The sequence below is a fragment of the Nocardia sp. CA-135953 genome, assembly GCF_050955735.1.
In the GTDB taxonomy this organism is placed as follows: Bacteria; Actinomycetota; Actinomycetes; order Mycobacteriales; family Mycobacteriaceae; genus Nocardia.
Window position 1 is genome coordinate 5,899,975 of the sequence record NZ_CP192082.1, and the last position, 22,904, is coordinate 5,922,878.

22 protein-coding genes and 1 pseudogene are annotated in these 22,904 nt (G+C 64.6%); 10 read left to right on the forward strand and 13 right to left on the reverse strand.

From position 1 onward, the window contains the following. Positions 1–173: 173 nt before the first annotated feature. On the forward strand, positions 174–899 hold the full coding sequence (locus ACQPXH_RS26935; RefSeq protein WP_433599267.1) for an aspartate/glutamate racemase family protein: 726 nt from the start codon (positions 174–176) through the stop codon (positions 897–899). A gap of 409 nt (positions 900–1,308) precedes the next feature. On the opposite strand, the gene ACQPXH_RS26940 is transcribed toward ACQPXH_RS26935, so the two are convergent. The 9 genes from ACQPXH_RS26940 to ACQPXH_RS26980 form a co-directional block, all read right to left on the reverse strand. Next, complete coding sequence (locus ACQPXH_RS26940) at positions 1,309–2,742, reverse strand: ATP-binding protein (RefSeq protein WP_433599268.1); 1,434 nt, start codon at positions 2,740–2,742, stop codon at positions 1,309–1,311. Between the two features lie 380 nt (positions 2,743–3,122). Then, positions 3,123–4,844, reverse strand: a complete 1,722-nt coding sequence (locus ACQPXH_RS26945) for an AMP-binding protein (protein ID WP_433599269.1) — start codon at positions 4,842–4,844, stop codon at positions 3,123–3,125. Between the two features lie 153 nt (positions 4,845–4,997). Next, on the reverse strand, positions 4,998–6,059 hold the full coding sequence (oxdA, locus tag ACQPXH_RS26950) for an aliphatic aldoxime dehydratase (protein ID WP_433599270.1): 1,062 nt from the start codon (positions 6,057–6,059) through the stop codon (positions 4,998–5,000). A gap of 479 nt (positions 6,060–6,538) precedes the next feature. Beyond that, positions 6,539–7,327: a CbtA family protein gene (locus ACQPXH_RS26955; protein ID WP_433599271.1), complete on the reverse strand. Its 789-nt coding sequence runs from the start codon at positions 7,325–7,327 to the stop codon at positions 6,539–6,541. Positions 7,328–7,343: 16 nt separating this feature from the next. After that, a complete protein-coding gene (locus tag ACQPXH_RS26960) occupies positions 7,344–7,541 on the reverse strand; it encodes a CbtB domain-containing protein (protein WP_433599272.1) in 198 nt (65 codons plus the stop codon). An 18-nt stretch (positions 7,542–7,559) separates the two neighbouring features. Next, positions 7,560–8,009 carry a nitrile hydratase accessory protein gene (locus ACQPXH_RS26965; protein WP_433599273.1) on the reverse strand — a complete coding sequence of 150 codons (450 nt, stop codon included), beginning with the start codon at positions 8,007–8,009 and terminating at the stop codon, positions 7,560–7,562. After that, positions 8,006–8,608 (reverse strand): nitrile hydratase subunit alpha, encoded by a 603-nt coding sequence (gene nthA, locus ACQPXH_RS26970; protein ID WP_433599274.1) that lies wholly within the window; start codon positions 8,606–8,608, stop codon positions 8,006–8,008. Before nthA ends, ACQPXH_RS26965 begins: the two co-directional genes overlap by 4 nt. Continuing rightward, positions 8,605–9,324, reverse strand: coding sequence for a nitrile hydratase subunit beta (gene nthB, locus ACQPXH_RS26975; RefSeq protein ID WP_433599275.1), 720 nt, complete (start codon positions 9,322–9,324; stop codon positions 8,605–8,607). Before nthB ends, nthA begins: the two co-directional genes overlap by 4 nt. Next, on the reverse strand, positions 9,321–10,856 hold the full coding sequence (locus ACQPXH_RS26980; protein WP_433599276.1) for an amidase: 1,536 nt from the start codon (positions 10,854–10,856) through the stop codon (positions 9,321–9,323). The genes nthB and ACQPXH_RS26980 overlap by 4 nt, the downstream gene beginning before the upstream one ends. 226 nt (positions 10,857–11,082) lie before the next feature. Between ACQPXH_RS26980 and ACQPXH_RS26985 the strand changes: the two genes are divergently transcribed. The 4 genes from ACQPXH_RS26985 (at position 11,083) to ACQPXH_RS27000 (ending at position 14,073) form a co-directional block, all read left to right on the forward strand. Beyond that, complete coding sequence (locus tag ACQPXH_RS26985) at positions 11,083–11,469, forward strand: metalloregulator ArsR/SmtB family transcription factor (RefSeq protein WP_433599277.1); 387 nt, start codon at positions 11,083–11,085, stop codon at positions 11,467–11,469. Between the two features lie 31 nt (positions 11,470–11,500). Continuing rightward, positions 11,501–12,910 carry a substrate-binding protein gene (locus ACQPXH_RS26990; RefSeq protein ID WP_433599278.1) on the forward strand — a complete coding sequence of 470 codons (1,410 nt, stop codon included), beginning with the start codon at positions 11,501–11,503 and terminating at the stop codon, positions 12,908–12,910. 324 nt (positions 12,911–13,234) lie between these two features. Further along, positions 13,235–13,717 carry a group I truncated hemoglobin gene (locus ACQPXH_RS26995; RefSeq protein ID WP_433599279.1) on the forward strand — a complete coding sequence of 161 codons (483 nt, stop codon included), beginning with the start codon at positions 13,235–13,237 and terminating at the stop codon, positions 13,715–13,717. Next, a complete protein-coding gene (locus ACQPXH_RS27000) occupies positions 13,717–14,073 on the forward strand; it encodes a cupin domain-containing protein (protein WP_433599280.1) in 357 nt (118 codons plus the stop codon). The genes ACQPXH_RS26995 and ACQPXH_RS27000 overlap by 1 nt, the downstream gene beginning before the upstream one ends. 71 nt (positions 14,074–14,144) lie before the next feature. Here ACQPXH_RS27000 and ACQPXH_RS27005 read toward each other — a convergent pair whose 3' ends face one another. The 3 genes and pseudogenes from ACQPXH_RS27005 to ACQPXH_RS27015 all read right to left on the reverse strand — a co-directional run. Beyond that, positions 14,145–14,372 (reverse strand): ferredoxin, encoded by a 228-nt coding sequence (locus tag ACQPXH_RS27005; RefSeq protein ID WP_433599281.1) that lies wholly within the window; start codon positions 14,370–14,372, stop codon positions 14,145–14,147. A gap of 13 nt (positions 14,373–14,385) precedes the next feature. Further along, the gene (locus tag ACQPXH_RS27010; RefSeq protein WP_433599282.1) at positions 14,386–15,522 is read right to left on the reverse strand and encodes a PLP-dependent aminotransferase family protein; all 1,137 of its coding nucleotides are present in this window, start codon (positions 15,520–15,522) and stop codon (positions 14,386–14,388) included. 174 nt (positions 15,523–15,696) lie between these two features. Next, positions 15,697–15,912 (reverse strand): annotated as a pseudogene (locus ACQPXH_RS27015) (GntR family transcriptional regulator); the annotation flags it as partial. Positions 15,913–16,052: 140 nt separating this feature from the next. On the opposite strand from ACQPXH_RS27015, the gene ACQPXH_RS27020 reads away from it, so the two are divergent. Next, on the forward strand, positions 16,053–16,994 hold the full coding sequence (locus ACQPXH_RS27020) for a helix-turn-helix domain-containing protein (protein ID WP_433599283.1): 942 nt from the start codon (positions 16,053–16,055) through the stop codon (positions 16,992–16,994). Between the two features lie 79 nt (positions 16,995–17,073). Here the strand turns inward: ACQPXH_RS27020 and ACQPXH_RS27025 are convergent, their stop codons facing one another. Next, a complete protein-coding gene (locus tag ACQPXH_RS27025; RefSeq protein WP_433599284.1) occupies positions 17,074–19,071 on the reverse strand; it encodes an APC family permease in 1,998 nt (665 codons plus the stop codon). A 170-nt stretch (positions 19,072–19,241) separates the two neighbouring features. On the opposite strand from ACQPXH_RS27025, the gene ACQPXH_RS27030 reads away from it, so the two are divergent. The 4 genes from ACQPXH_RS27030 (at position 19,242) to ACQPXH_RS27045 (ending at position 22,904) form a co-directional block, all read left to right on the forward strand. After that, positions 19,242–19,577 (forward strand): winged helix-turn-helix transcriptional regulator, encoded by a 336-nt coding sequence (locus tag ACQPXH_RS27030; protein ID WP_433599285.1) that lies wholly within the window; start codon positions 19,242–19,244, stop codon positions 19,575–19,577. Positions 19,578–19,995: 418 nt separating this feature from the next. Further along, positions 19,996–21,864 carry a potassium transporter Kup gene (locus tag ACQPXH_RS27035; protein WP_433603593.1) on the forward strand — a complete coding sequence of 623 codons (1,869 nt, stop codon included), beginning with the start codon at positions 19,996–19,998 and terminating at the stop codon, positions 21,862–21,864. Between the two features lie 378 nt (positions 21,865–22,242). After that, positions 22,243–22,551 carry a PadR family transcriptional regulator gene (locus tag ACQPXH_RS27040; protein ID WP_433599286.1) on the forward strand — a complete coding sequence of 103 codons (309 nt, stop codon included), beginning with the start codon at positions 22,243–22,245 and terminating at the stop codon, positions 22,549–22,551. After that, entirely contained in the window at positions 22,548–22,904 is a 357-nt protein-coding gene (locus ACQPXH_RS27045) for a DUF1048 domain-containing protein (RefSeq protein WP_433599287.1), read from the forward strand. The genes ACQPXH_RS27040 and ACQPXH_RS27045 overlap by 4 nt, the downstream gene beginning before the upstream one ends.

Below are 22,904 nucleotides of genomic sequence, written 5' to 3' on the forward strand. Positions count from 1 at the left end.
TTGGTGGATACGCTGAGGTGGATTGATCTCACCAGCACCTTTCAAGGGCAGCACGAGACCGCCGCCGCTTCGGTGGAGACGGGCGACCGACCGGTCTTATCGAGACCGGCGCAGAATGGATGATCTTCGCCGAAGACGGCTGGCATGGATCGGCGCAGACAAGGAGCAGCGCGATGAGACACGTTGGTATCTTGGCGCACAGTATCGAAGGCGCGTCGTTATGCTTGCGGACGCTGTCGCAGGAGGGCGCCCGCGATCTCGGAAGGCACGAGCACGCCGATGTGACCCTGGATTGCATCGCGATGGGACGCAGCATGCCCGCGTGGGAGGCCGGCGACTACGGCGCGATTCGAAAGACCTTGGCCACCAGCGTCAATCGCCTAGCCAACGCCGGCGCCGAATTCTTCGTCTGCCCCGACAACACCGCGCATATGGCGCTGGAGTCCGACGGTGAAAACCTGGCTTTGCCGGGTCTGCACATCGCCGAGATCGTCGCGGAAAAGGCGGCCGCGGAAGGCTATCGGCGGGTCGGCGTGCTGGGTACCAAGTACACGATGACCGGCCCGATCTACCCGCGTGTCTTGGCGGCCAAGGGAATCGACACCGAGATCCCGGACTCCGACGAGCGCCACCTGATCGACGACATCATCTTCACCGAACTGTGCGAAGGAGTGTTCACGGCCGGATCGCGGCAGCGCTACCTCGATATCATCGATCGCTTGCACGGTCTGGGCTGTGACGCCGTCGCCCTGGTTTGTACCGAGATCCCGCTGTTGGTAACGCCGGACGTATCCCCGTTGCCCACACTGGATTCCACTCGCCTGCTTGCTGCGGCCGCCCACCAGGTCGCCATCGGGGCGCGCCCCCTTCCGACCTGGTACGGCGGCCCCACCGACTGAGGTCGCTGTCCACCAACGTCGGTAGGCCATGGCACGCACAGCAGGTCGTTCCATGTCACCCCGACATAGCTACTTCCGTAACTGTACCGAAAACTGTTACAGCTCAACAGAATACAGACACACTATCGACAATTCCATGCTATGTTCCAGCGAACCCGAATAGCCTCCACTTGAACACCAATCCGCGTCATCGATGACAGAGGTTCGTGATCAAGTCCCTCTCGCGCATCTACTCGAGCACGATCACCTCCTCTGCCCCGCGGGCATTGCACAGTCGAGTCACACGGAATGTTTGCCGGATAGCGTCGACGATCGCCGTATCTCCTGATCGAACAGCCGATCGATGATCTGCTCGGAGAGGATCCTCGAATCCACCACCGGGACCCGATGGCCGTTGGCTACCTCGTTGTCACTGCCAAGCGCGCAGGAGATCCTCGGGCCCCCAATGGGCCGCGATCGGCAGGTCGACGTCCACCCCGGCTCGTGAGACCGCCACCAGCGGCGTATCGAATCGCGTACCGGGAACAGCGAGGACGCCGCGGGTAAGTGCGTCGTAATCGTGGCGGTCGAACGGCCGGTCCTCGAGCCATTTGATCGATCCGACGAAATGTACTGCGCCCGCCACAGGTTCCCGGTCTGCACCGATCAGGTCGAGTTCCGGGTTGTTCTGCCGGTTCCACCAGCCGCCCACCGCTTCGGTCTCAGGCCAGCGGTCATCGGGCAGCAGGCGCAGCAGTGCTTCCCGGATCACTGGTTCTACCGCGCGACCGCGCCACGACGTCCATGAACGCTCGATCCGCTCCAATGCCAGATCTCCCCGGCCACGTTCGATGAGCGGAATTCCGCGTTCCAGGAACGCGAGCCAGAACCTCATGTAGGAGTCGGCGATGCGGTAGCGCTTGTTCTTGCTGTCCGGTTTCGTCGACAGCGGCAGATCCGCAGCCACTATTCGCTTGGCCTGCAAGGTGTTCAGCAGTGGCGTCAAGGTTCCGCCGGGCAGTGCGCCGGTGCTGCCCGCGGCGGCGGCGATGGCGCTGTAGCTGCGTTCGCCGCTGCCGATCGCCTCCAACACGGCTCGGGAGCGCGACGCCTCGGGGAACTCGCCGAGGAGTGACAGCTCGCCCGCAACCAGCAACGGCGAGAGCGGATTCGCCGTAGCATCGCGCAGGAAATCCTTGCGGCTCATGCCCGGTCGCCAGGACTGGACGATTTCCGGGAAACCACCGGTCATCAACAACGCGTCGATCGCTTCGGTGGCCGACAGTTCCGTCATGGCCTGCACGTCCGCCAGGTGCAGCGGCGCAACGGTCATCTTCGTTGCTCGCCCGAAGAAGGGACGACCGTGTGACTGCAACGCTTCCATCACCGAGATGTCACTGCCCACCAGCACCAGCAGGACCGGCTTGGCCGAAAGGTGCCGGTCCCACACCGTCTGCAATGCGCCTTCGAACTCGGAGTCCTGCTCCACCAGCCAGGGCACCTCGTCGATCACGACGATGCTCGCGGCATCGTCCGGCAAGGCGATGGCCAATGTTCGCAAGGCCTGGTTCCAATCCGCTGCCGATATCCCCGCGACCAGTTCCGCCTCCCGCAACGGCGAATGAGCCAAGGTGGTGACGAAGTCGTCCCGTTCCGCGACAGGGTTGCGCCCTCGTGTCGCCTGAAAGACGACATACGGTAACCCGGAGCGATCGCAGCATTCCTGAACCAGACGCGACTTCCCTACCCGTCGCCGACCGGTCATGATCACGGCGCGCCCCCGAGTCGCACCGGTCCCGCCCGTCACAAAATCCAGTTGTCGCCGCAGCCGATCGAGATCGGCCATACGCCCCTTGAACTCCATCAACCACTCTCCGACCGCAAAAGATAGGTCCCATATTACATAGATTCAATCTAAGTAAGAGCAGATCTATGTTAGCCACCTAACTGCGGAGCTTCCTGGCAGTTCCCAGGTGGTCGTCCTGTCGGCGGCGGGAATCCACCCGATAGCTACCTATTCGCTACAATTCTGCTCGTTCCCGGGTGCCCATCGACGGCACAAGTAGCGCTGTGGCCTGATGTACGTCAGGCGAGGATCGGGGGAAATAACCAACACTCGAGGCCCCAGCGATCTGAACTGATGACCGGGTCGGCAAAGACCGAGATGGCCGACCGAGAAAGCGTGTCGGCAGGATCTCGCCGCCCCAGTCCCTGCGGAGAGAGCCAGGGTCCTCAGTCGGGCAACTAGCGCTTCAACTGCTGGAAGTCTTCGTCCCGGAATTCGCCGGTCGGCCGGTTCCCCTCGACTTCGACCTCGCGCTGGCGAAGCTCGATGCGTCGAATCTTCCCTGAGATGGTCTTCGGCAGATCGAAGAACTCCACGCGACGCACGCGCAGAAACGGCGCGAGGTGTTCCCGGGCGTACGCGAGGATGGAACGCGCGGTCTCGGCCGTGGGTTCGTGTCCGGGAGCCAGTGCGATGTATGCCTTCGGGATCGCCAGGCGAACTGCATCTGGAGCAGGTACAACCGCGGCCTCCGCGACTGCCGGATGTTCGATCAGGACCGACTCGAGTTCGAATGGGCTGACCTTGTAGTCCGAAGCCTTGAAGACGTCGTCGGTGCGACCGATGAAGGTGATGTAGCCTGCTTCGTCGCGCGCGGCGACGTCGCCGGTGTGATAGACCCCGTCGGCCATAGCGGCTGCGTTGCGCTCCGGGTCGCCCTGGTAACCGGTCATCAGGCTGAGTGGACGTTCGGAGAGGTCGAGGCAGATCTCACCTTCACCCGGACCGACGACGATCGTATTGTCGGCGGGATCGACCAAGACAACAGGAATGCCGGGCAGTGGTCGTCCCATGGAGCCTGCCTTGACGGGCTGATCCGGGGTGTTGCCAATGCTGGCGGTCATCTCCGTCTGTCCGAAGCCGTCACGAATGGTCAGCCCCCAGCGCTTCTCGATCTGGCTGATGACCTCGGGATTGAGCGGTTCACCTGCCCCGATCGCCTCACGCAAAGCGCCCGGCCCACCACTGATGTCGGCCTTGATGAGCATTCGCCACACGGTTGGCGGAGCGCAGAACGTAGTTACACTCTCGGCACGGATCTGATCGAGCAGCGCCTTGGCGTCGAAGCGCGCGTAGTTGTAGACAAATACCGTTGCCTCCGCGAGCCAAGGCGCGAAGAAGTTCGACCACGCATGCTTCGCCCAGCCGGGGCTCGAGATATTGAGGTGCACATCGCCTTGCCGCAGGCCAAGCCAGTACATGGTCGATAGGTGGCCGACCGGGTACGAGACGTGGGTGTGCTCGACCAGCTTGGGCCTGCTGGTTGTTCCCGAGGTGAAATAGAGGAGAAGCCGATCCGTGCTGGCGTTCCCGGGATGGGGCACGGCCGCTCGGGCCGCGTCGCAGTCGATCTCATACGCCGCGGCATAACCGAGCCATCCGCTGGGCGCCGCCTCGCCACCCACCACAAGTCGCAGGTAGGCGCCAGGCACTTCGTCGAACTTGCCGGTGTCCCCGGGGTTGCAGATCACCGCGCGTGCGTTGCCACGCTCGAGTCGATCGACCAACTCCGCGGGTCCTACCGCCGTGGTCGTCGGCATGATCACCGCGCCGAGCCGGATCAGCGCCAGCATGCTCTCCCAGAGCTCGACCTGATTTCCGAGCATGACAACGACGCTGTCACCCCGACCGATCCCCTGGGCAGCGAGGTGCGCGGCCACCTTGTCGGATCGTCGGGCAAGTTCGTCGAAGGAATAGGACATGCGGCTGCCGTCTTCTTCGACGATCACCAGTCCTGGTTGGTCGTTGCCCCGGGCAAAGCTGTCGAACCAGTCGTGGGCGAAGTTGAAGTTCGACCCTACGTCGGGCCAGGAGAAGGCCGTCCGCGCCTCGTCGTAAGAGGTGCGCAAGGCGTGCAGTCGGTCGCGGGCGGCGCGGAGCGCGTCGGTCGGGTTGCTCATCGTTGAGGCTTTCATTCATTGGGCGAGAGAAGAACTGGCCCTGGTCGGCCATTGGCCCGTTCCCTGGAGGGCGACGGCGGGCGATGAATCGGTGATGCGGCGCACTGGTCACGAGATCATCAGGATCTCGTGACCAGTACCCGGGCCGGGATCTCAGCCGACATCCGGAACCACCGCATCGCGCATCATGCCGGTGCGCGCGTGACAGTTGACGTACTCGAACATCTGCTCCTTGCCGTCGGACACCGAAACCTCGTGATAGAGCCGCAACTTCTCCAGGCCCGCCACGACCCGGAAGAAGGTGACGAAAATTCGCAAGTGGGTGGGGTGCGATTCCGCCCAGCGCTCGAGGTGCTCCAGCGATCGCCAATGTCCGATGTTGTAGCTCTCGTCCAGCTCATTGCCATCGATGTCGATGCTGCGAACGAAACGGTTGCTGTAGCAGCCGACGGTCTCGCCGTTGTCTCGGAGGAAGTCCATGCCGTCTTCGAGGGTCGGAAGGATCTCGTCGAGGTAGAGCGCACGCTCCTGCTCTCCGGCCTCCATCCAATCCTGGCCGGATCGGATGAGTGCGATGTTGTCGTGACCACGAATGACGACTCGGCCGCCTTTGTTCGGGTCCCCCGAGACCACGGTGAGCTTGCCATTGGCCTGCATCCAATCGGTCTGGGACAGCGGAATACGTTCGCGCATGGAGCCCCAGTAGCCGTGCTCGCTGATGTCGCCGCTGGTCTCGCCCATGACGCCGCCGATGCCGGGGAAGTCCTCGGTGAACGCGTACAGAGTCTCGTACTGATCGACGCGGGGCGCGACGACCTCACGGAAGTAGCCCAGGCCCTCGGTCAGGCGCTCATCGGAATCCCACCAGCCCTTGATCTCGTCCGAACACAGCCAGCGGCAGTAGGCGGCCGGGTCGGCCCAATAGGCGACAACCATCAGGTTCTGGTGGTCCTCGTTATCGCGGTGCTGGGTGAGGTCGTGCCGGACCGGACCGTCCGCAAGATCGAAGCTGCCAATGATGTGGCGCAAAGCCGCGAGCGCGGCCGCGCGCTGCGACTCCTGCTTGTACTGAACGCCGAAGTAGGCCATGACGACCTGCTGCAGCGACGCGTCGGCGCGAGCTACGAACATCGGGAACGGCGGCTCGTAGTTATCCGGAACACGACGCGACAAGGTACGCGGGCATTTCAGGTGGGTGTCGATTGCGGATTCCATGCTGCTTCCTTTCAAGGGATGGCTAGCCGATGTGTCGAGTTGTTTCGTTGTGGTGCGGTATGCGCATCGGGTCACCATCCGCCCGAGCCGGCGCTACGGAGGCTGGCGCCGGTATGGACATCGCCGAGAGCAGCGGGGGGTTCAGCCATGCCGGGCCCGCCCCGGCGGATCCAGTCCGCGAGGGCACTCGCGCGTTCGAGCGTGTTGACGCGCGTGACCCAGGCGGGTCGGGCACCGCTTCGCCGAGACTCAGCGGCTGGATTGACGACGACGACATTCGAGTGCTCACATGCCCAGAGGCAGTCGACTCGAGCGAGTTCGGCGTTGGGACCGATCGAGCGTTCGAGGACGTCCGCGATGCCGTCGTGATCGACCTCTGGATGCTTTCGGGTGGTCCCACAGCAGCACCCACGGCACATCCGCACTCGTGGGCCGAGGGTCACGTTCCGCGCTGGTTCAGCCGCTGTGCTCACGTCCGATCAACGCCCCTGAGACGTGGAGACCGCGAGGGTCGCGCCCCGAACTTCGCTCGAGTCCGCGAGCCGACGCTCTTCCTCCCGGGAGACAAGCCAGCCAAAGGCAGCACCGAGGACGAGCCACATGAGTCCGATCTGTGCCAACGATCCGAGCCGGAAGTCCCAGATCAAACCGGCCGGCACGGTCGGCGCGATGGAGTCGGAGACGTCCGGGATGCCCAGCTTCAGAAGGGCGACGCTGACAATGGCCAGACCGGTCGCCGTGACAAGGCGCTGCCGCGCGGGGAGCCGATCGGCCCGTGAAACAGCGACGACCGCGCTGGTGAGCGCGACCGCGCAGACGATCGTGCCGATGTAGGTAAGCGTGCGAACCTCGACGGTTGCCGGGTCGCCAACCGCGGGAGGGTTCGCCGGGATGACGATGGCAGGTGCCAGGGTGAACGCAAGAAAGCCGAGCCCGGCAAGCGCCATCGAGGAGCTGGCGGCCGAATTACCAGGGATCCGGCCTCTCAGAAAGCGGTGGGTAAGCGCGAACGCGACTCCGATGAGAGTCCCGACAATTACCGCGGTCAGCAGCCCGAACGCGACCTGCTGACCGCGTGAGACGAGTTCGTCGGCCATGTGTTCATGGCCGGCTGCCTCGGCGGCGGCCGTTCCGGCTTCCTCGATCGCGATGGCGGCTCGGATCGAAGGCTCGACAAGCCAATACATGGCAGCGGCTCCGGCACCACCTGCCACGGCGCCCGCGAGGGCGCCGAGGCCGACGGTGCGACCGATAGTCGTATTTACCATCGGTGCAATCCTCGACTCAGTGACACGGCACGCCGAGGGCGTGCCGGGCGTCGTGGGTAGCCTCGTGCAGGTACCGCGCAGCCTGGGGCGAGAGCACCTGACCGTTCTCCTGCACGAGGAACAGGACACCGAGCAGCGCGAACGCGGCGAGTAAGGCGCCGAGCGCGGTGGTTGCGACGCTCTCGCTGACAGTGACTGGGATGGTGTGTGCCATTGGAGTCATTCCTTCCGGTTAGGCATGAGTGGGGCGGGCCGGGTCGATCGCGATCGGCTCGGTGTGGGCCTCGTGGTGGTTGCGGTTGGGTGGTTCGGCGAGAACTCGCTCGACCTTCTGGTCGAGCTCGTTCGACGCGAGAATCCCTCGGTCGGAGATCACCGACTCGAGCGCGGCGACCCAGTGCTCGTAGTACGACCAAGGGACTTCGCCGGTCTGGGCGTTGCCGTCCTCCCAGGCTTGGATCGAGGCGATCAGGGCGCCCTGGAACTGCGACCAGTCGAAGTCGAGCGCCTTGTGAGCCGCGATGGCCAGGGCAAACGCGCGGATCTCCCAGGGAAACTCGAAGCCAAGCTGGCTCGGGTCCGCTCCCGGCAGGTCACAGAGCAGTTCCGCGATCTCGCGGCGCGACTCCCCCAACACCTTCGGGCTCGCATACGGCTCGGGGAGCGTTGTCGTGCTGGTCACGACGCGACCGCAGTGACTGGCCCGACACCGATCATCGAGTCGCGAGTGACCAGCTCGAGCAACTGCTCCTCGCTCCAGCCGTCAGTGCCGGCTGGGCGCTGCGGGAGCACCCAGTACCGCATTTCGCTGCTGGAGTCCCAAACACGGACCTCGACGTCCAGCGGAACCGTGAAGTTGAACGCTTCGCTGAGCACCTTGCGCGGCTCGCGGGTGATGGCCGCGCGGTACTGCGGGTCCTTGTACCAGTTCGGCGGCAGCCCGAGAACCGGCCACGGGTAGCACGAGCACAGGGTGCAGACGATGACGTTGTGGACGGTGTCGGTGTTCTCGACAACCACCATGTCCTCGCCCTGCAGACCGCTGATGCCGAGTTCCTTGCATGCCTCGGAGGCGTCTTCGACGAGTCGGGCCTTGAAGTCCGGGTCGCTCCACGCCTTGGCGACAACCTTCGCGCCCAGTTGGGGGCCGACCTCGTGTTCGTAAATCTCGACCATACGGTCGATGGCCTGGGTGGTCATGATTCCCTGCTCGATGAGCATGGACTCCAGTGCCTTGACCCGTGCGGCGATCTCTTCCTGGGTGCGGATCTTCGCGCTCACGCGACTGCTCCTTCGGCGTTGGCGGATGCGGGGGCAACGAGCTCGATGTAGGGATCCCACACGTCGAAGTAGACCGAGCCGTTCGGCTCTGCGTGCGCGGCGCCCCAGAGCTCCTCATTGGTGAAGCGGAGCGTGTAGACGTGCTCGGGGTTCTCGCCGAGGCCGTTGCCGGCCGTGTCGGGGTAGATCATCGTTCCGTGGGCCATGACCACCTCGCCGACCGCGCCACGGATATAGCGGGCGCGACGGGTGTGGCCCTTGGGAGCGGAGCGGTCGACGCGGACGATGTCACCGATCTTGAAGCGGGCGACCTTGTCCGACGGGCGCTTGGCCGGCGCCCCCGCCGGGACGACAGCCTCGACGAACGCCAGCAGCTCGGGGTCGTCGGCGTGCTCGGGAAGCGGGGCTTCCGGGTTGGCGAGGTAGTACTCGGTGCGGCGGTCGAGTTCGGCCATGTCGAGCTTGCCGAGCTTCGCGCCGAAGTGCTCCACAGTGTGCACCCAGTGCTCGTAGTACGGCGACTTCAGGTAGACGGCCGGGTCGATCTGTTCGATGCCGTGGCGAAATTCGTCGACACCGAAGAAACCTGCGCGGAAGCACATGGCAAACATCGGGAAGACGGCCTTCTCCCACTCGGCGCGGAAAACCGGCTCCTCTTCGGGAACGATGACCGGACCGACACCGTCGGTGCCGGCGAGGTCGAACACTCCATTCATGCGGTGACCTTCTTCTTGTAATTGGGTGCGGTGAGCGTTCCGAGCGTCTGTTCGAAAGCGTGGGCGGCGCGCAGGACCTGGGCATCGTGGAATCGCTTACCCATGACCATCAGTCCGACGGGAAGTCCGTCGCTGAGCCCGGCGGGGATGGTGCACGCCGGGTGACCGGTGACATCCAGCGGAGCGGTGTTGGACACCATCTCGAGTGCACGACCGAGAACCTCGTCCACCGGGGCGTCAGATGGCGGGATCAGGCTTGCGGTGATCGGCAGTGTCGGCATCACCAGGACGTCGTAGGTATCCAGCGCTGTGTCATAGGCAGCTGCCAAGACACTTTCGAGGTTGCGCGCCTTGGCGTAACCGGCCCCGTAGCCGTTGCGCAGGGCGTAGCTGCCGCCGAGGGCAACGAGCTTGACGGTCTCGGAGAAGGCCGATGGGTCGCGGCGCCACTGCCCGCCGTAGAAGGCCATCTGGGCTGGGTCGTAGGCGCCCTTCCAGTTCATGCCGTATGCGTTGCCCTGGACCATCTGCCAGGTCGCGCCCTCCACCGAGATGACGTCCCACAGCGCGGCGCCGTGCTTGTGCCATGGGATCGAGACTTCCTCGGCGCGGTGGCCCGCCGCCGTCAACTTCTCGATCGCGCTCCGCACCACGGCGTTGACCGCAGGATCGGAATTGATCTGATCGAATCCCTCGACGACGACACCGATACGAAGTCCGCCATCCAGGTTCTGCAGGGCCGCGACGTAGTCCGTTCCGGCGGCGGTAGCGGGCTGCCGCGGATCCTTGCCATCTGCGCCGGCGATGACCGTCAGCATCGCGGCGGCGTCGGCGACGGTCGGCGCGATCGGACCGAGGTGGTCCAATGTCTGCTCGATCGGGAAGGCTCCGGTGTAGGGGACCAGCCCGAATGTCGGCTTGAAGCCGACGACTCCGCAGAACGACGCGGGGATGCGAATCGAGCCACCTTGGTCGCCCCCCACAGCGAGATCGACCACGCCGGAAGCAATCAGCGCCGCACTACCACTCGAGGAGCCGCCGGTCGTGCGGTCGCGATCCCACGGATTGCGCACCGGTCCCGTCTTCGAGGTGTGCGAGGCACCCGAGAAGCAGAGGTCTTCACACACCGACTTGCCGGCAATGGTCGCGCCGGCCTGGAGAAGGCGCGTCACAACCGTCGCGTCCACGCTGGGGACGAAGCCACGCACCGTGTCCGAGCCGTTCATCATCGGCACGCCCGCGACGGCGATGTTGTCCTTGATGGCAACGCTGCGACCAGACAGCGGACCGTCCGTAGCCTCCGACAGGTCGGTGGTTACGTACCAGGCACCGAGCTCGTTGTCGGTCGGCTCCGCCCACGCGCGCACCGGGGCCTTCGGGGCGACCTCACGCTCGTACAGCTCGTCGACAACGGTCCAGGAGCCGAGTAGACCCGATGCCGCTGCGTGGTAGACGTCCAGGTCCTCAGCGGGAATGCCGAGTCGCAGCTCGTCCGCCAGGTCCTCCACGGTCTTCCGCGAAGGAAGTTCCATGTCAATCCTCCTATATGTCAATGTTTGTCGACATATAGAATAATCAAGCACCGGAGCCCAGGTCTCGTCAAGGGCAAACAGCAAAAGACTTCAATGCCTAACAATGAGGCAACATTGCGGCAACCACCCAGCCTGGACGAACAATGGGTCCCGATCTGCACGACACCCTTCCGACCTGTTAATCTGTCGAGAAACACTGACATATTGTCGGCCGGAGGGGGTCACTATGAGCCGAAGCGCGGCACAGATAGCATTCGAAGCCCTGTCCGATCCCACGCGCCGACGGATCCTGCACATCCTCGCCGAACGGGACGAGACGACCGCTGGCGCCGTCGCGGACGCAATTCCCGAAGTCGGGCGTACGGCAGTCTCCAGCCACCTGCGTGTACTGCGAAGCGCTGAGCTTGTTATCGAGCGCCGCGAGGGGCGATACCGCTACTATTCACTCCACCCTCGAGGGCCAGTGCAGGATGCCCTCGGCTTCCTGCAATCGATCCTTGCTCAGGGCGTAGCGCGCACTGACACCGAGGGGGCAGCCGCGTCCGAACCAACCACGGACGCCACGCCGTCGGGGACTCGAAAAAGTTCCGTCGGCGGTCACCGCGCTTCCTAGTGGCGGAAGTCGCGTCCGAAGGAGTCGAACGATGCAGACCGTGGTACTTGTCGCCGGGGACCACTATCCGGTTCCGGCCGGTGAGCTCTACGCCTCGTTCGGGTCGGCTTCCTCAGGTGGCTGGCTGCTCGGCGCGGCGTGCGATGCGATTCGACCGGGCATCACCGTGTCCGCCCATATACCCCTCGGAACGGGCACTCCGAATGTGTTGCTCCTGGGCAGAATCAGCGAATGCGTACCCGGCAGGAAGATCACGATCACCCACGACCAGCCCTGGCGCGGACGCATTCACCTGCGTTTCGCGGACGAGCCGGGGGGCTCCCGGCTCAGGGCGAGCGCAGAGCTCGACGAGGCTGGTTTGGCGTGGTGGATGGAGCAACGAGGCTGGCGGAACGCATCGCCGTTCAACCCGGCCGACCATCGCGTCGGACTCCTCACCAGCAAGACCGGGCCGGGCGCCATCTTCGCTATCACTTGCGAGTACCTCGCCCGACTCGCTGTGGAACAGGTGAACGCGGACGGCGGAATCAACGGACGACCTGTCGAACTCCTGGTACATGACGACGCGACAGATCCCGGACGGGCGGCGCTCGAGGCGGGCGGCATGATCAAGTCGGGATGCCGGGTGATCATCGCCAGCGTCACCAGCGCGAGCTTCGAGGCTGTCCGCAAGTCCGCGGCCTCGACCGGCCTGCCCCTCATTCACCCGGTACTCAACGAGGGCGGTCGCGGCGAGTCGAACGTGTTCCGCTGGGGCGAACGGCCTCTCGCCCAGGTACGCGCGGCGGCGCCACTGATGGCGCCCGGTAGCCGTGCGGCACGCTGGTTCCATGTCGGCAATGACTACTCCTGGTCACATGGAGCACACAACGCGGGATCGCGGGCGATCGAGGAGACCGGCGGCTCCATCGTCCGTCACGCCTTCACCCCGCTCGGAACGACCGACTTCGCCACCCTGATCGAGCAGATCCGCACCAGTGCTGTCGACCGCGTCCTGTCCTCTCTGGTCGGCGCCGACGAGGTCGCTTTCGAACGCCAACTCTGGGACTCGGGGCTGCGCAACCGGTGCTCGGTGCTGTCCTTGGTCATGGACGAGTCGACGCGAGAACGGATCGGGGCCCGAGCCGCCGACGGCATCTGGACGGCATTCGGCTACTTCAACGACCTCGAGTCGGAGAAGAATCAGGACCTCCGTCGGCGCTATCGCGAGGCATACGGCCCGTGGGCGCCCCCGATTTCGTCGTTGTCCGAGTCCGTCTACGAGGCGATCCTGCTCTACGCGGCCGCAGCGCGAGGCCCCGAAGACGCCGTGCGGAGCCTTCGACGTGTAACGGCCGACCTGCCACGCGGGCGAGTCTCGCTCAACGGTCCGCAGGTCATGCACCAACCGATGATCGTCGGCCAGTCCATCGGGGACGGCTATCGCCTTGCCAACATCTGACCGCCTCTCTGGCCGCCCGTCCGAAGGGCGTGCGGGGCGCGGTCGAGGAACACCCGCGCGTTGACGGCACGGCGATGCGGTGCGAACGCGCGTCGCACCGCATCGGGTGAGATGGCGTAGGCCGGTCGAGGGTCGGTGCATCACGTGGCTCCTGAAGGTCGGGGTGGTGGACCGGTCCGCCGTGGGCGCGAGGCAGCCACGGGGACTGGTCGTGACCCCTGCGGACTGGCACCTTCACTTGCGCGCCAAGTGGACCTTACGGCTCGCCAGGCGGGGCAATAGCGTCTGTACCACACATCAACCCTAAAAAGTGAAGGTAGGCAGATGACAGACGAGACGAGCCTCTACTACCGGCTGGGTGGCCTGGACACCATCAAGTTCCTGGCCCGGACCTTGGTGCAGCGGGCCATGCTGAACCCGACGATCGGACACATCTGGAACCACAAGACCCAGGCCGAGGTGCAGGAGGAGATCGCAGGCTTCGTGGAGTTCCTCGGTGAGCACTGGGGTGGCCCCCACACCTACACCGGACCGGATATGGCCACAGCGCACCGTGGCATGGGTATCACCGAGGAGTACTGGGATGCACTCTTCGACGATATCGTGACGCCGGCGTATACCGAGTTCGACCTCCCTGCGCGAGAGGCGAAGGAGATCGACGAGTTCCTTCGCTCGTTCAAGTCGGTGGTCGTCGGAAGCCCGTCGTTCAAGGACGTTCTGATGGCTAACCCCGAGATGGACGTGATGGCGGGCATGGAGAGCGTCGGAATCCACTGGCCGGCCGCCAAGAGCGCCGGCGCAGCCTGATGACCGACGTTGCCGGCGCAGAGTCCCCGTTCGTCCAGTCGGGACCCGATCCGGGCTCTTGGGAGCCGTTTCTTGTCGGCGACGTGCCGGTGGGCGAGGTCCACTACCTTCGGCAGTCGGGGTCCGATGGAAGCCCACTCGTCGTCGCCTTCTGGCGGTCGCAGCCGCAGACCTTCTCCTACACGTTCGAGGGCGATGAGACGCTCTATCTGATCCATGGCAGGGTCGAGGTCGAGTACCCCGACGGAGCCGTGGTGGAGATCCGGCCGGGCGACGTCGTCTCCTTCAACCAGGGGGCGACAACGACCTGGCGGATCCTCGAGTACTCCCAGAAGCTCTTCGTGGTCGCCAACTGAGCCCGGTCCGGCAGCCCGCAACGTTGCGGGCTGCCGGACCGTTCGCTATCGGACCTATTCCTCGACCACACCTATTCCTCGACCACTGAGATCGCTCCTATCGGGCAGTCATCTGCGGCCTCCATGAGGAGCGCGGCGTGCTCGGCGTCGTGGACCAGGCCAGCCGTCGGCCGCGCGCGGACGCCGACGAACTCGAAGTGGTTGGGCGCGATCGCCAAACAGATCCCTGACGAGATGCATGCTTTCGACACCTCCACACGCCACTTGGGGGCGTCCTGGGTAGATTCGGTTTCAGTCATTGTCTCTCCTTCTTCAGTCATGTCTCTCCTTCGGATCACGCAGAGCTTCTGCGAGTACGCGCACCGCTCCGGTCATGTGGGACGGTCTGACGCCGGCGTAGCCCAGCAACAGCGCGGGGGCCTGCCGGTTCTCGATCGCGTGGGTCGAGAGCGCCCAGGCGTGGATGCCGCGCGCCGCAGCCGCGCGTGACGCCGCAACGTCGTCGTGGTCACTCGGGAGCCGGGCCACCACATGGAGGCCGCCGTGCGAGGGCAGGACAGTGAGCTCCGGGATGAGCTGCGCGAGCTCGGAGACCAGGAGTCCTCGCCGCTCGCCATGGGTCTTGCGCAACCGCCGCAGATGGCGGGCGAACCCCCTGCGCGCCATGAACTCGGTCATGGCGACCTGATCTACGGTGCCGCGGTGGACGTCCGTGCTGAGCCGTACTGCGACGAACGCGTTCATCAACTCCGGCGGCAGCACGAGGTAGCCCAGCCGCAGGCCCGGGAACATCGTCCTGCTGAACGTCCCCACGTAGACGACACGGTGGTTCTCGTCGACGGACTTCAATGCGGCCAACGGGCGGCCCTCGTAACGGAACTCGCAGTCCTGATCGTCCTCGACGATCCAAGCTCCGGTTCGCGCCGCCCACTCGAGGAGCGCCAGGCGACGCTCCAGCGACATCGTGACACCCATTGGGAACTGGTGGGACGGGGTCACAAACGCCATCCGGGCCGCCGGCCTGCGTGCCACTCCGGTCGCGACGTCAAGCCCGTCAGCATCGACCGGAACGGGAACGATGTCGGCACCGGCTGCCGCGAGAGCGGCACGGGCGCCGAGGTCGCCGGGGTCCTCCAACCACACCGCGTCGCCGGGGTCGAGCAGGACGCGTGCGGCCAAGTCGACGCCGTGCTGGGAGCCGCTCACGACCATCACCTGATCCGGTGAACAGTCGATCCCCCTGACGGTGGCCAGATGGGCGGCGATCTCCTCGCGCAGGCGGCGATCGCCCAGCGGATCGTGGTAGCGCATCATCCGGACCGTCGGGTACCGCGCAGCGGTGGCATGGATATCGGTCCATCCGGCGACGGGGAACTCATCCAGCGCCGGCAATCCGACCCGAAAGGCGGTTCCGCCGGCGACCTCGACCGGCAGCTCGGCGATCGACATCCGCGGCAGGTCGGACAGGAGCCGTCCCCTGTCCGAAAGACCGGTCGGGACCGGGTCGGCTCGAAGTGCGGGTTCGGAGAGCCGGGAGAGTTCGGCGTGGGTCGGGCGGGGGGTGCGGACGATCCTCCGGGGCCTGGTGATGCGGTCCGGGATGGACCGGGCCACGTAGGTTCCCGATCCCTTTCGCGTCTCGGCGTATCCCTCTGCGATCAGCTGGTCGTAGGCGGCCAGGGCGGTATTGCGCGACACGCCCCGGTCCCGAGCCAACTGTCGACTCGACGGGAGCCGGAAGCCCGGTGCCAGCTGGCCGCTGAGAATGGCCGAGCACAGCTGCTCGTAAAGCCGAACGTACTCCGGCTTGAACAGGCTCCGGTCCTGAACCTCAGTGATCTTCGTTGCCTTTCCATCGAGACCCGACGCTTCCGACTCTCAGGGAGCCGGGGCCAATGCGTCAATGTTTGTAGACGCAATGACAAGAAAATCAACCTCGAAGAAACACCACGACGTAGACCACATGGTTGACTCTTTCCATGGACGTCGACACCCGTTTCGTCCCGGCCAACGAGCGGTACGACTACTGGCACGAGAAGGTGTGTGATCACTTCGTGCCGCTGCTCGTCACGCCCGCGAACCGCAACCTGCAGGGGCGAATCCGGGCCGTCGAGTTCGCCGACACCCACGTACGTCGCGTCGCTGGCACCGAACACCGATTCCAGCGCCGGGAGCAGGACATCCTGCGAGGCGGCGATCCCGAACAGCTCAACATCGTCTTCGTCAACCGCGGGAGCACAGTGGTCGAGCAGGACGGTCGGAGCGCGGCGCTGCAGGCCGGCAACTTCGCCTTCTACGACAGCAGCCGGCCCTTCGACTTCCGCACGCATGACGACTTCGACTACACGATCGTGCTGCTGCCGAAGAACCGGCTGGACCTTCCCGAGGCCACACTCCGCGACTGCACCATCAGGCCCCGGTCGGCCCTCACCGGTGCCGGCATCGTCGCTCGACGACTGATCAGCTCCTTCGTGATGTCCGGTCGCGAGGCGCTGGGGCCGACCCAGGCGAGCGCGATCCAGGACTCGCTGCTGGCCACTGTCCGACCCCTGATCGCCGTTGACGAGCCGTCCTTCGACGCATCCATGTTCCGCGTGCTGGCACGCGCCCACATCCAGCAACACCTGGCCGATCCGGACCTTTCACCCCGGACGGTCGCCGCAGCCTGCGGGATTTCTCCGAGTTACCTGCATCGACTCTTCGATACGGAATCACGGACCGTGGCCGCGTTCATTCGCGAACAGCGACTGCGCACAGCGCTGGAGTTGCTCATCTCCCCAGCTCACCGGCGCGACTCCATCGCCGAGATCGGGGCCGCCTGCGGCATTGTCGATCCTGCGAGTTTCAGCCGGATGGTCCGCAGCCGGTTCGGTGCGTCACCGCGCGACCTGCGGCGAGGCGCTTCGGCTCACCTCATCTGAGCACTGCGCCCGGCCGCAGAGCCCGGTTCGGTTGATCCGATGGGAAGTCGTCTGCCAGCTGGTGGATGTGGGGATAGGTTCAATTCGGGCCGGTGATTCCGCGGCGGATTTCGCCGGGACTGTGTGCGATCTTGGATGGGTCGCGGGTTCGGGACGAGTGGAGTTGGTAGGGAACGCTGGTGACCATGACGCTGGGTTCGAATAGCAACCGTGCTTTGAGTCGCAGCGAACTCTGGTTGTGGAGCAGGTTTTCCCACCAGTGTCCGACGACGTATTCGGGGATGTAGACGCTGACGACGTCGCGGGGGCGGGATTGGCGTTCCCTTTTGATGTATTCGATGACGGGGCGGGTGATTTCGCGGTAGGGCGATTCGATCACCTTGAGCGAGATGGCGACGTCCTGGCGTTCCCAATCCTGGGCCAGGGCACGGGTTTCAGGGTCGTCGACATTGACGGTGATGGCGGTGATGGTGTCGGGACGGGTGGCGCGCGCGAACTGCACGGCGCGCTGGGTTGCTTTGTGCCAGCCGGAGACCAGCACGATGGCGTGGACCCGGCCCGGCAGGGTGGGGGTGTCGTCGGGGTCGATGTCGAGTTCGGCGCGCACGTTCGTGTAGTGGCGATGGATGAGGTACATCACCAGCACCAGCAGCGGCATGGCGATGACGACAAGGTAGGCGCCGTGGCTGAACTTGGTGATCATGACGACGACCAGGACGACGCCGGTGAAACAGGCTCCGAACGCGTTGATCAGTCTGCCGCGGTGGATGCGTAGTCGCTGCGCCGATGTTGTGGCACTGCGTAGTTCGCGATTCCAGTGCCGGACCATGCCGGTCTGGCACAGCGTGAACGAGGTGAACACGCCCACGATGTAGAGCTGGATGAGGCGGGTGGTCTGCCCGTCGAATGCGTAGATGAGCGCGGCCGCGACGACCGCGAGCAGGATGATGCCGTTGGAGTAGGCCAAGCGGTCGCCGCGGGTGTGGAGTTGGCGGGGCATGTACCGGTGTTGAGCCAGAATCGAATTCAGCAGCGGGAACCCGTTGTAGGCGGTGTTGGCGGCCAGGATCAAGATCAGTGCCGTGGTCACCATCAGGTAGTAGAAGGCGACGCTGTTGTTGCCGAAAACGGCTGCGGCGACCTGCGCGATCACGGTCTTTTGGGCATCGGTGTGGCAGTCGCCTGGGAAGCCGATGAGGTCGCAGGTGTTCTCGGTGACCCTGGTGTGGGAGATCATCGCCAGTGCCGTCACTCCGGAGAACATGGCGATGGCGAGGACACCCATCGCGGTCATGGTGCGGGCCGCGTTCAGGGCCTTGGGTTTCCGGAAGGCGGGTACCCCGTTGGAGATCGCCTCCGCACCCGTCAGCGCGGTGCAACCGGACGAGAATGCCCGCAGCGCGAGGAACGCCACCGCGGCCGCACTCAAACCGACATGCTCGGCATGGATCTGGTAATGCGCGCTTTCGGCGACCGGCGCGTGCCCGAGCAACGCCTGGCCCAATCCGAAGGCGACCATTGCCATCACACCGACCACGAATCCGTAGGTCGGCACCGCGAACGCCCGGCCGGATTCGCGGACCCCGCGCAGATTCATCGCGGTCAGCGCCACGATGAACCCGATATCGATCAGCACCCGGTGCGGATTCAGGTCGGGGACCGCGGAAATGATGTTGTCCACGCCCGCCGCGACCGACACCGCCACGGTCATCACATAATCGACCAGCAGCGCCGCCGCGACCACCAAACCGGGGATGGGACCGAGGTTCGCGGCGACCACCTCATAGGAGCCGCCACCGGACGGATATGCCTGCACCACTTGGCGATACGACAGCGCGACCACGGCGAGCAGCACCACGACACCACCGGCCACCCACGGCGTCAAATACAGATAGCTGAGCCCGCCGAGGGTGAGGATGAGCAGGATCTCCTGCGTCGCATACGCGACAGAGGACAGCGGGTCGCTGGCGAAGATCGGTAGCGCCAGTCGCTTCGGCAGCAACGTCTCACCGAGCCGATCGCTGCGAAACGGGCGCCCCAGCACAACTCGCTTAGCGATGTCGATCGGTGAAACCACGATGAATCAGCGTAAGTGCCGAGCGACACGCCGAGTCCGGACAGACCGTAGGAATATCGTAAAAAATTGCCGACATACCGGAAGAAGCCCATCAAGAGGGTCTTACCTGGCCATTCAACCGAGTTAGCTTCGTTTGCTGCCCGCTGCCCTGGAAGGGAATACCACTGCTGATGCTCGACCGGCCCGATGACCTCGACACCTTGCGCGCGCTGGTCAGCCACCGCTTCGTCGTGGAGGTCCTCGACGCCCTCACCCATCGACCGCAGTCGGTGAGCGAGCTGACCGCAGCTGTCACCGGCGCACGTCGCGCCCCGGCGGCGGCGCTGCGCGTGCTCGCGTCCCACGGGTTGATCCTGGCCGATCCGGAAGGCAGCTGGGACCAGCCACCGGCGGACACCTCCGTCATACGACTCACCGGACGCGGTCAGGCGGCGGTCGCGGCATTGTCGAGCCTGCAGGTTTGGACGGTGCTCTACGAACAATCCGACCCGGTACGACATCGGTGAACACGTCCCGCCGGATTCGAGCGATATCGACACCGCCCGAGCATGGTGAGCTGTCGGAGATCGAAACGGATCCGAACTGCCGAGAGGATGCGCACGTCACGCAGCCCAGCCGGAAATGTCGCGCTCGGCGAGCAATAACCCATCGATCACGAGTTCGGGAATGCGGACGCGGCGCTGGATCTCCTCCGTACAAGGTGCCGGGGCAGGCCGCACAAGGCTTCGACACAGTGTCGGCGGGAATGGACGGCTTGCGAAGCGATGGTCGGCCGGTAGTGTCCGCCACGATGCGCGAGCATCCGATCAGCAGCCCGCGCCGAGGAGGACTACCGTGGCCGACACCTCATCCGTCACCACACCGAGTGCTGGTCCCGCACCGGATCATGGTGCGGGCGTCCACGATTCGACGCGGCCGGCATTGGTGGTCGGAGCACTCGGCGTGGTGTTCGGCGATATCGGGACCAGCCCGATCTACACGTTGCAAACGGTGTTCAACCCAGAAGATCCGCATCCGGTCCCGGTCAGCCGGGACAATGTGTACGGGGTGGTGTCACTGATCTTCTGGTCGGTGATGATCATCGTCACCGTCACCTACGTCCTGCTCGCCATGCGTGCCGATAACGAGGGTGAGGGCGGCATCATGGCGCTGATCACGCTGCTGCGCCGGTGGAGTGCCCCGCAGGGGCGACGGGTGGCCCTTATGCTCTCGGCGCTCGGAATCTTCGGCGCCTCCCTGTTCTTCGGCGACAGCATGATCACCCCCGCGATCTCGGTGCTGTCCGCAGTCGAGGGTCTCGAGGTCGTGCGCCCCTCGCTCGGCGAATTCATCGTGCCGATCACGGCCGTGATCATCGTGGCACTGTTCATGGTGCAGCGCCATGGCACCGCTGCCGTCGGTCGACTGTTCGGCCCGGTGATGATCGTCTGGTTCGTCACCATCGGCGCGTGCGGGATAACCGGAATCATCGATCACCCGGAGATCCTGAAAGCGCTGTCCCCCACCTATGCGCTCGGTTTCCTGTTCGGCCACTTCGGCACCGCGTTCTTCGCCCTTGCCGCGGTCGTGCTCGCCGTCACCGGCGCCGAAGCGCTCTATGCCGACATGGGACACTTCGGCCGACGATCGATCACCCGCGCCTGGCTGATCCTGGTATTCCCCGCCTGCATCCTGAGCTACCTCGGACAGGGCGCATCGATCCTGGCCGACGCCGGCAGTATCAGCAGCCCGTTCTTCCTACTCGCGCCCGGCTGGGGACGACTACTGTTGGTCATTCTGGCGACCGCCGCGACGGTGATCGCCTCGCAAGCGGTGATCACCGGTGCGTACTCGGTCGCCTCCCAGGCTGCCCAGCTCGGCTACCTGCCGCGGCTGCGCGTCGCGCACACCTCCGAATCCACCATCGGACAGATCTATGTGCCGTGGATCAACTGGCTGCTGATGGTCTCGGTACTCACCCTGGTCTTCGCCTTCCGCAGCTCGACCGCCCTGGCCTTCGCGTTCGGTATGGCGGTCACCGGGACGATCACCATCACCACCCTGCTGTTCTTCTATGTCGCCCATGTGAAATGGGGCACCCCGTGGTGGTTGATCGGTATCGGCGCGGCCCCGCTGTTACTGGTGGATCTATTGTTCCTCGCGGCCAACATGACCAAGTTCGTGCACGGGGCTTGGCTGCCGGTGCTGATCGGTGTCACGGCCTACACCGTCATGACGACCTGGCAGCGGGGCAGGCGGATCGTCACCGCCGAGCGGGAACGCCGGGAAGGATCACTGCGCGAGTTCATCGACAAAATCCAAAGCGGGAAACCGGAGTTGCTGACGGTGCCCGGCACGGCCATCTTCCTCAATCGCGGCAAACAGACCACACCGCTGGCCATGCGCGCCAATGTCGAGCACAACCACGTCCGGCACGAACATGTGGTGATCGTGGCGATCCAGACCGAACCGGTACCCCGCATACCGGCCGCGGAATGCGTCAGCGTCGATCACCTCGGCTACGCCGACGACGGCATCATCCACGTCACCGCCCGCTTCGGCTACATGCAGACTCCAGATGTGCCACGAGCGCTGGCCGGCGTCGATCCCGCCGAGACCGAGGGACGGTTGGATCTGGACCAGGCGTCGTACTTTCTCTCGAAGATCGAACTGCGACGCGGCACCGCGCCCACCATGGCCATGTGGCGCAAACGATTGTTCATCGCCACCTCCTACATCACCGCCGACGCCGCCGAATACTTCGGCCTGCCCCGCGACAGCACCGTCATCATGGGCTCCCAAATCGAGGTGTAATCCCCGAGCGGTATCCGACACGTGCACAGTTCGAGCCCGCTGTCCGCAGCCGCCTCGACCACATTGCCGCGCAACGGGTCTCGGCGGCATCGTCGGGGATTCCGCGGACCGAAATCACGTAGCGATCAGCCGCCGGAAAGGATGCCACCCGGAAGGTCGGATCAAGCTCGCCGCCGATGCTCGATAAGGGCGATCTCCACGACCGTCGCAAGCCCCGCCGCTCCTCCGCCGCGATCCACGGCCGCTCCGCGACGACCGCCTCCGAGTCGGGAGAGGTAGCCCCAAAGACTACTCTGTGATACAGTCTACTAGTACTCAGCAGTACTGAGTAGCGTATTTCTATCGAAAAGAGGGGTTGCTACGGACAATTTGACTGAGATGCTGAAAGGTACGCTCGAAGGCTGCGTCCTCGAAATTATCGATACCGAGGAGACATATGGTTACGCCATCACACGCCGACTGAATGAACTCGGTTTCGCGGATGTCATCGAAGGGACGGTCTACGCCATCCTGCTGCGGTTGGAGAAAAACGGACTGGTCGATGTTTCAAAGCAAGCTTCCGAGGTCGGTCCGCCACGCAAATTTTACGCACTCAACGACGCGGGACGCAAAGAGCTCGCGACATTCTGGGCGAAATGGGAATACGTCTCATCACGCATCAATGAGCTCAAGGAAAATGATAAATGAACTTCTGGGAGACAATCACAGGCAGCGATCTCACCAGGGAATACCAAGCGTTCGATGCTCGGGCCAAGGCCCTCCCGGCCGAGTATCAAGCGGCGTGGGAAGAGATCCAGATCCATCTCTTCCCCTACTCGGGCTTCACGGGTCGCAACTTGATGCCGATTCTCGACGGAACTCTAGGGTTCATAGAGGTGACGGCGTCAGAGGGACAAAGTGTCCACGAGGCACTGGGCGATGACATCAAAGGCTTCTGTGCGGCAATTGCTGGAGCAGAAGGGGCCAAGAGTTATCACGACAAGTGGCGCGACCAGTTGAACAAGAACGTTGCCAGGAAACTGGGCCGGCTAGGAGGATAA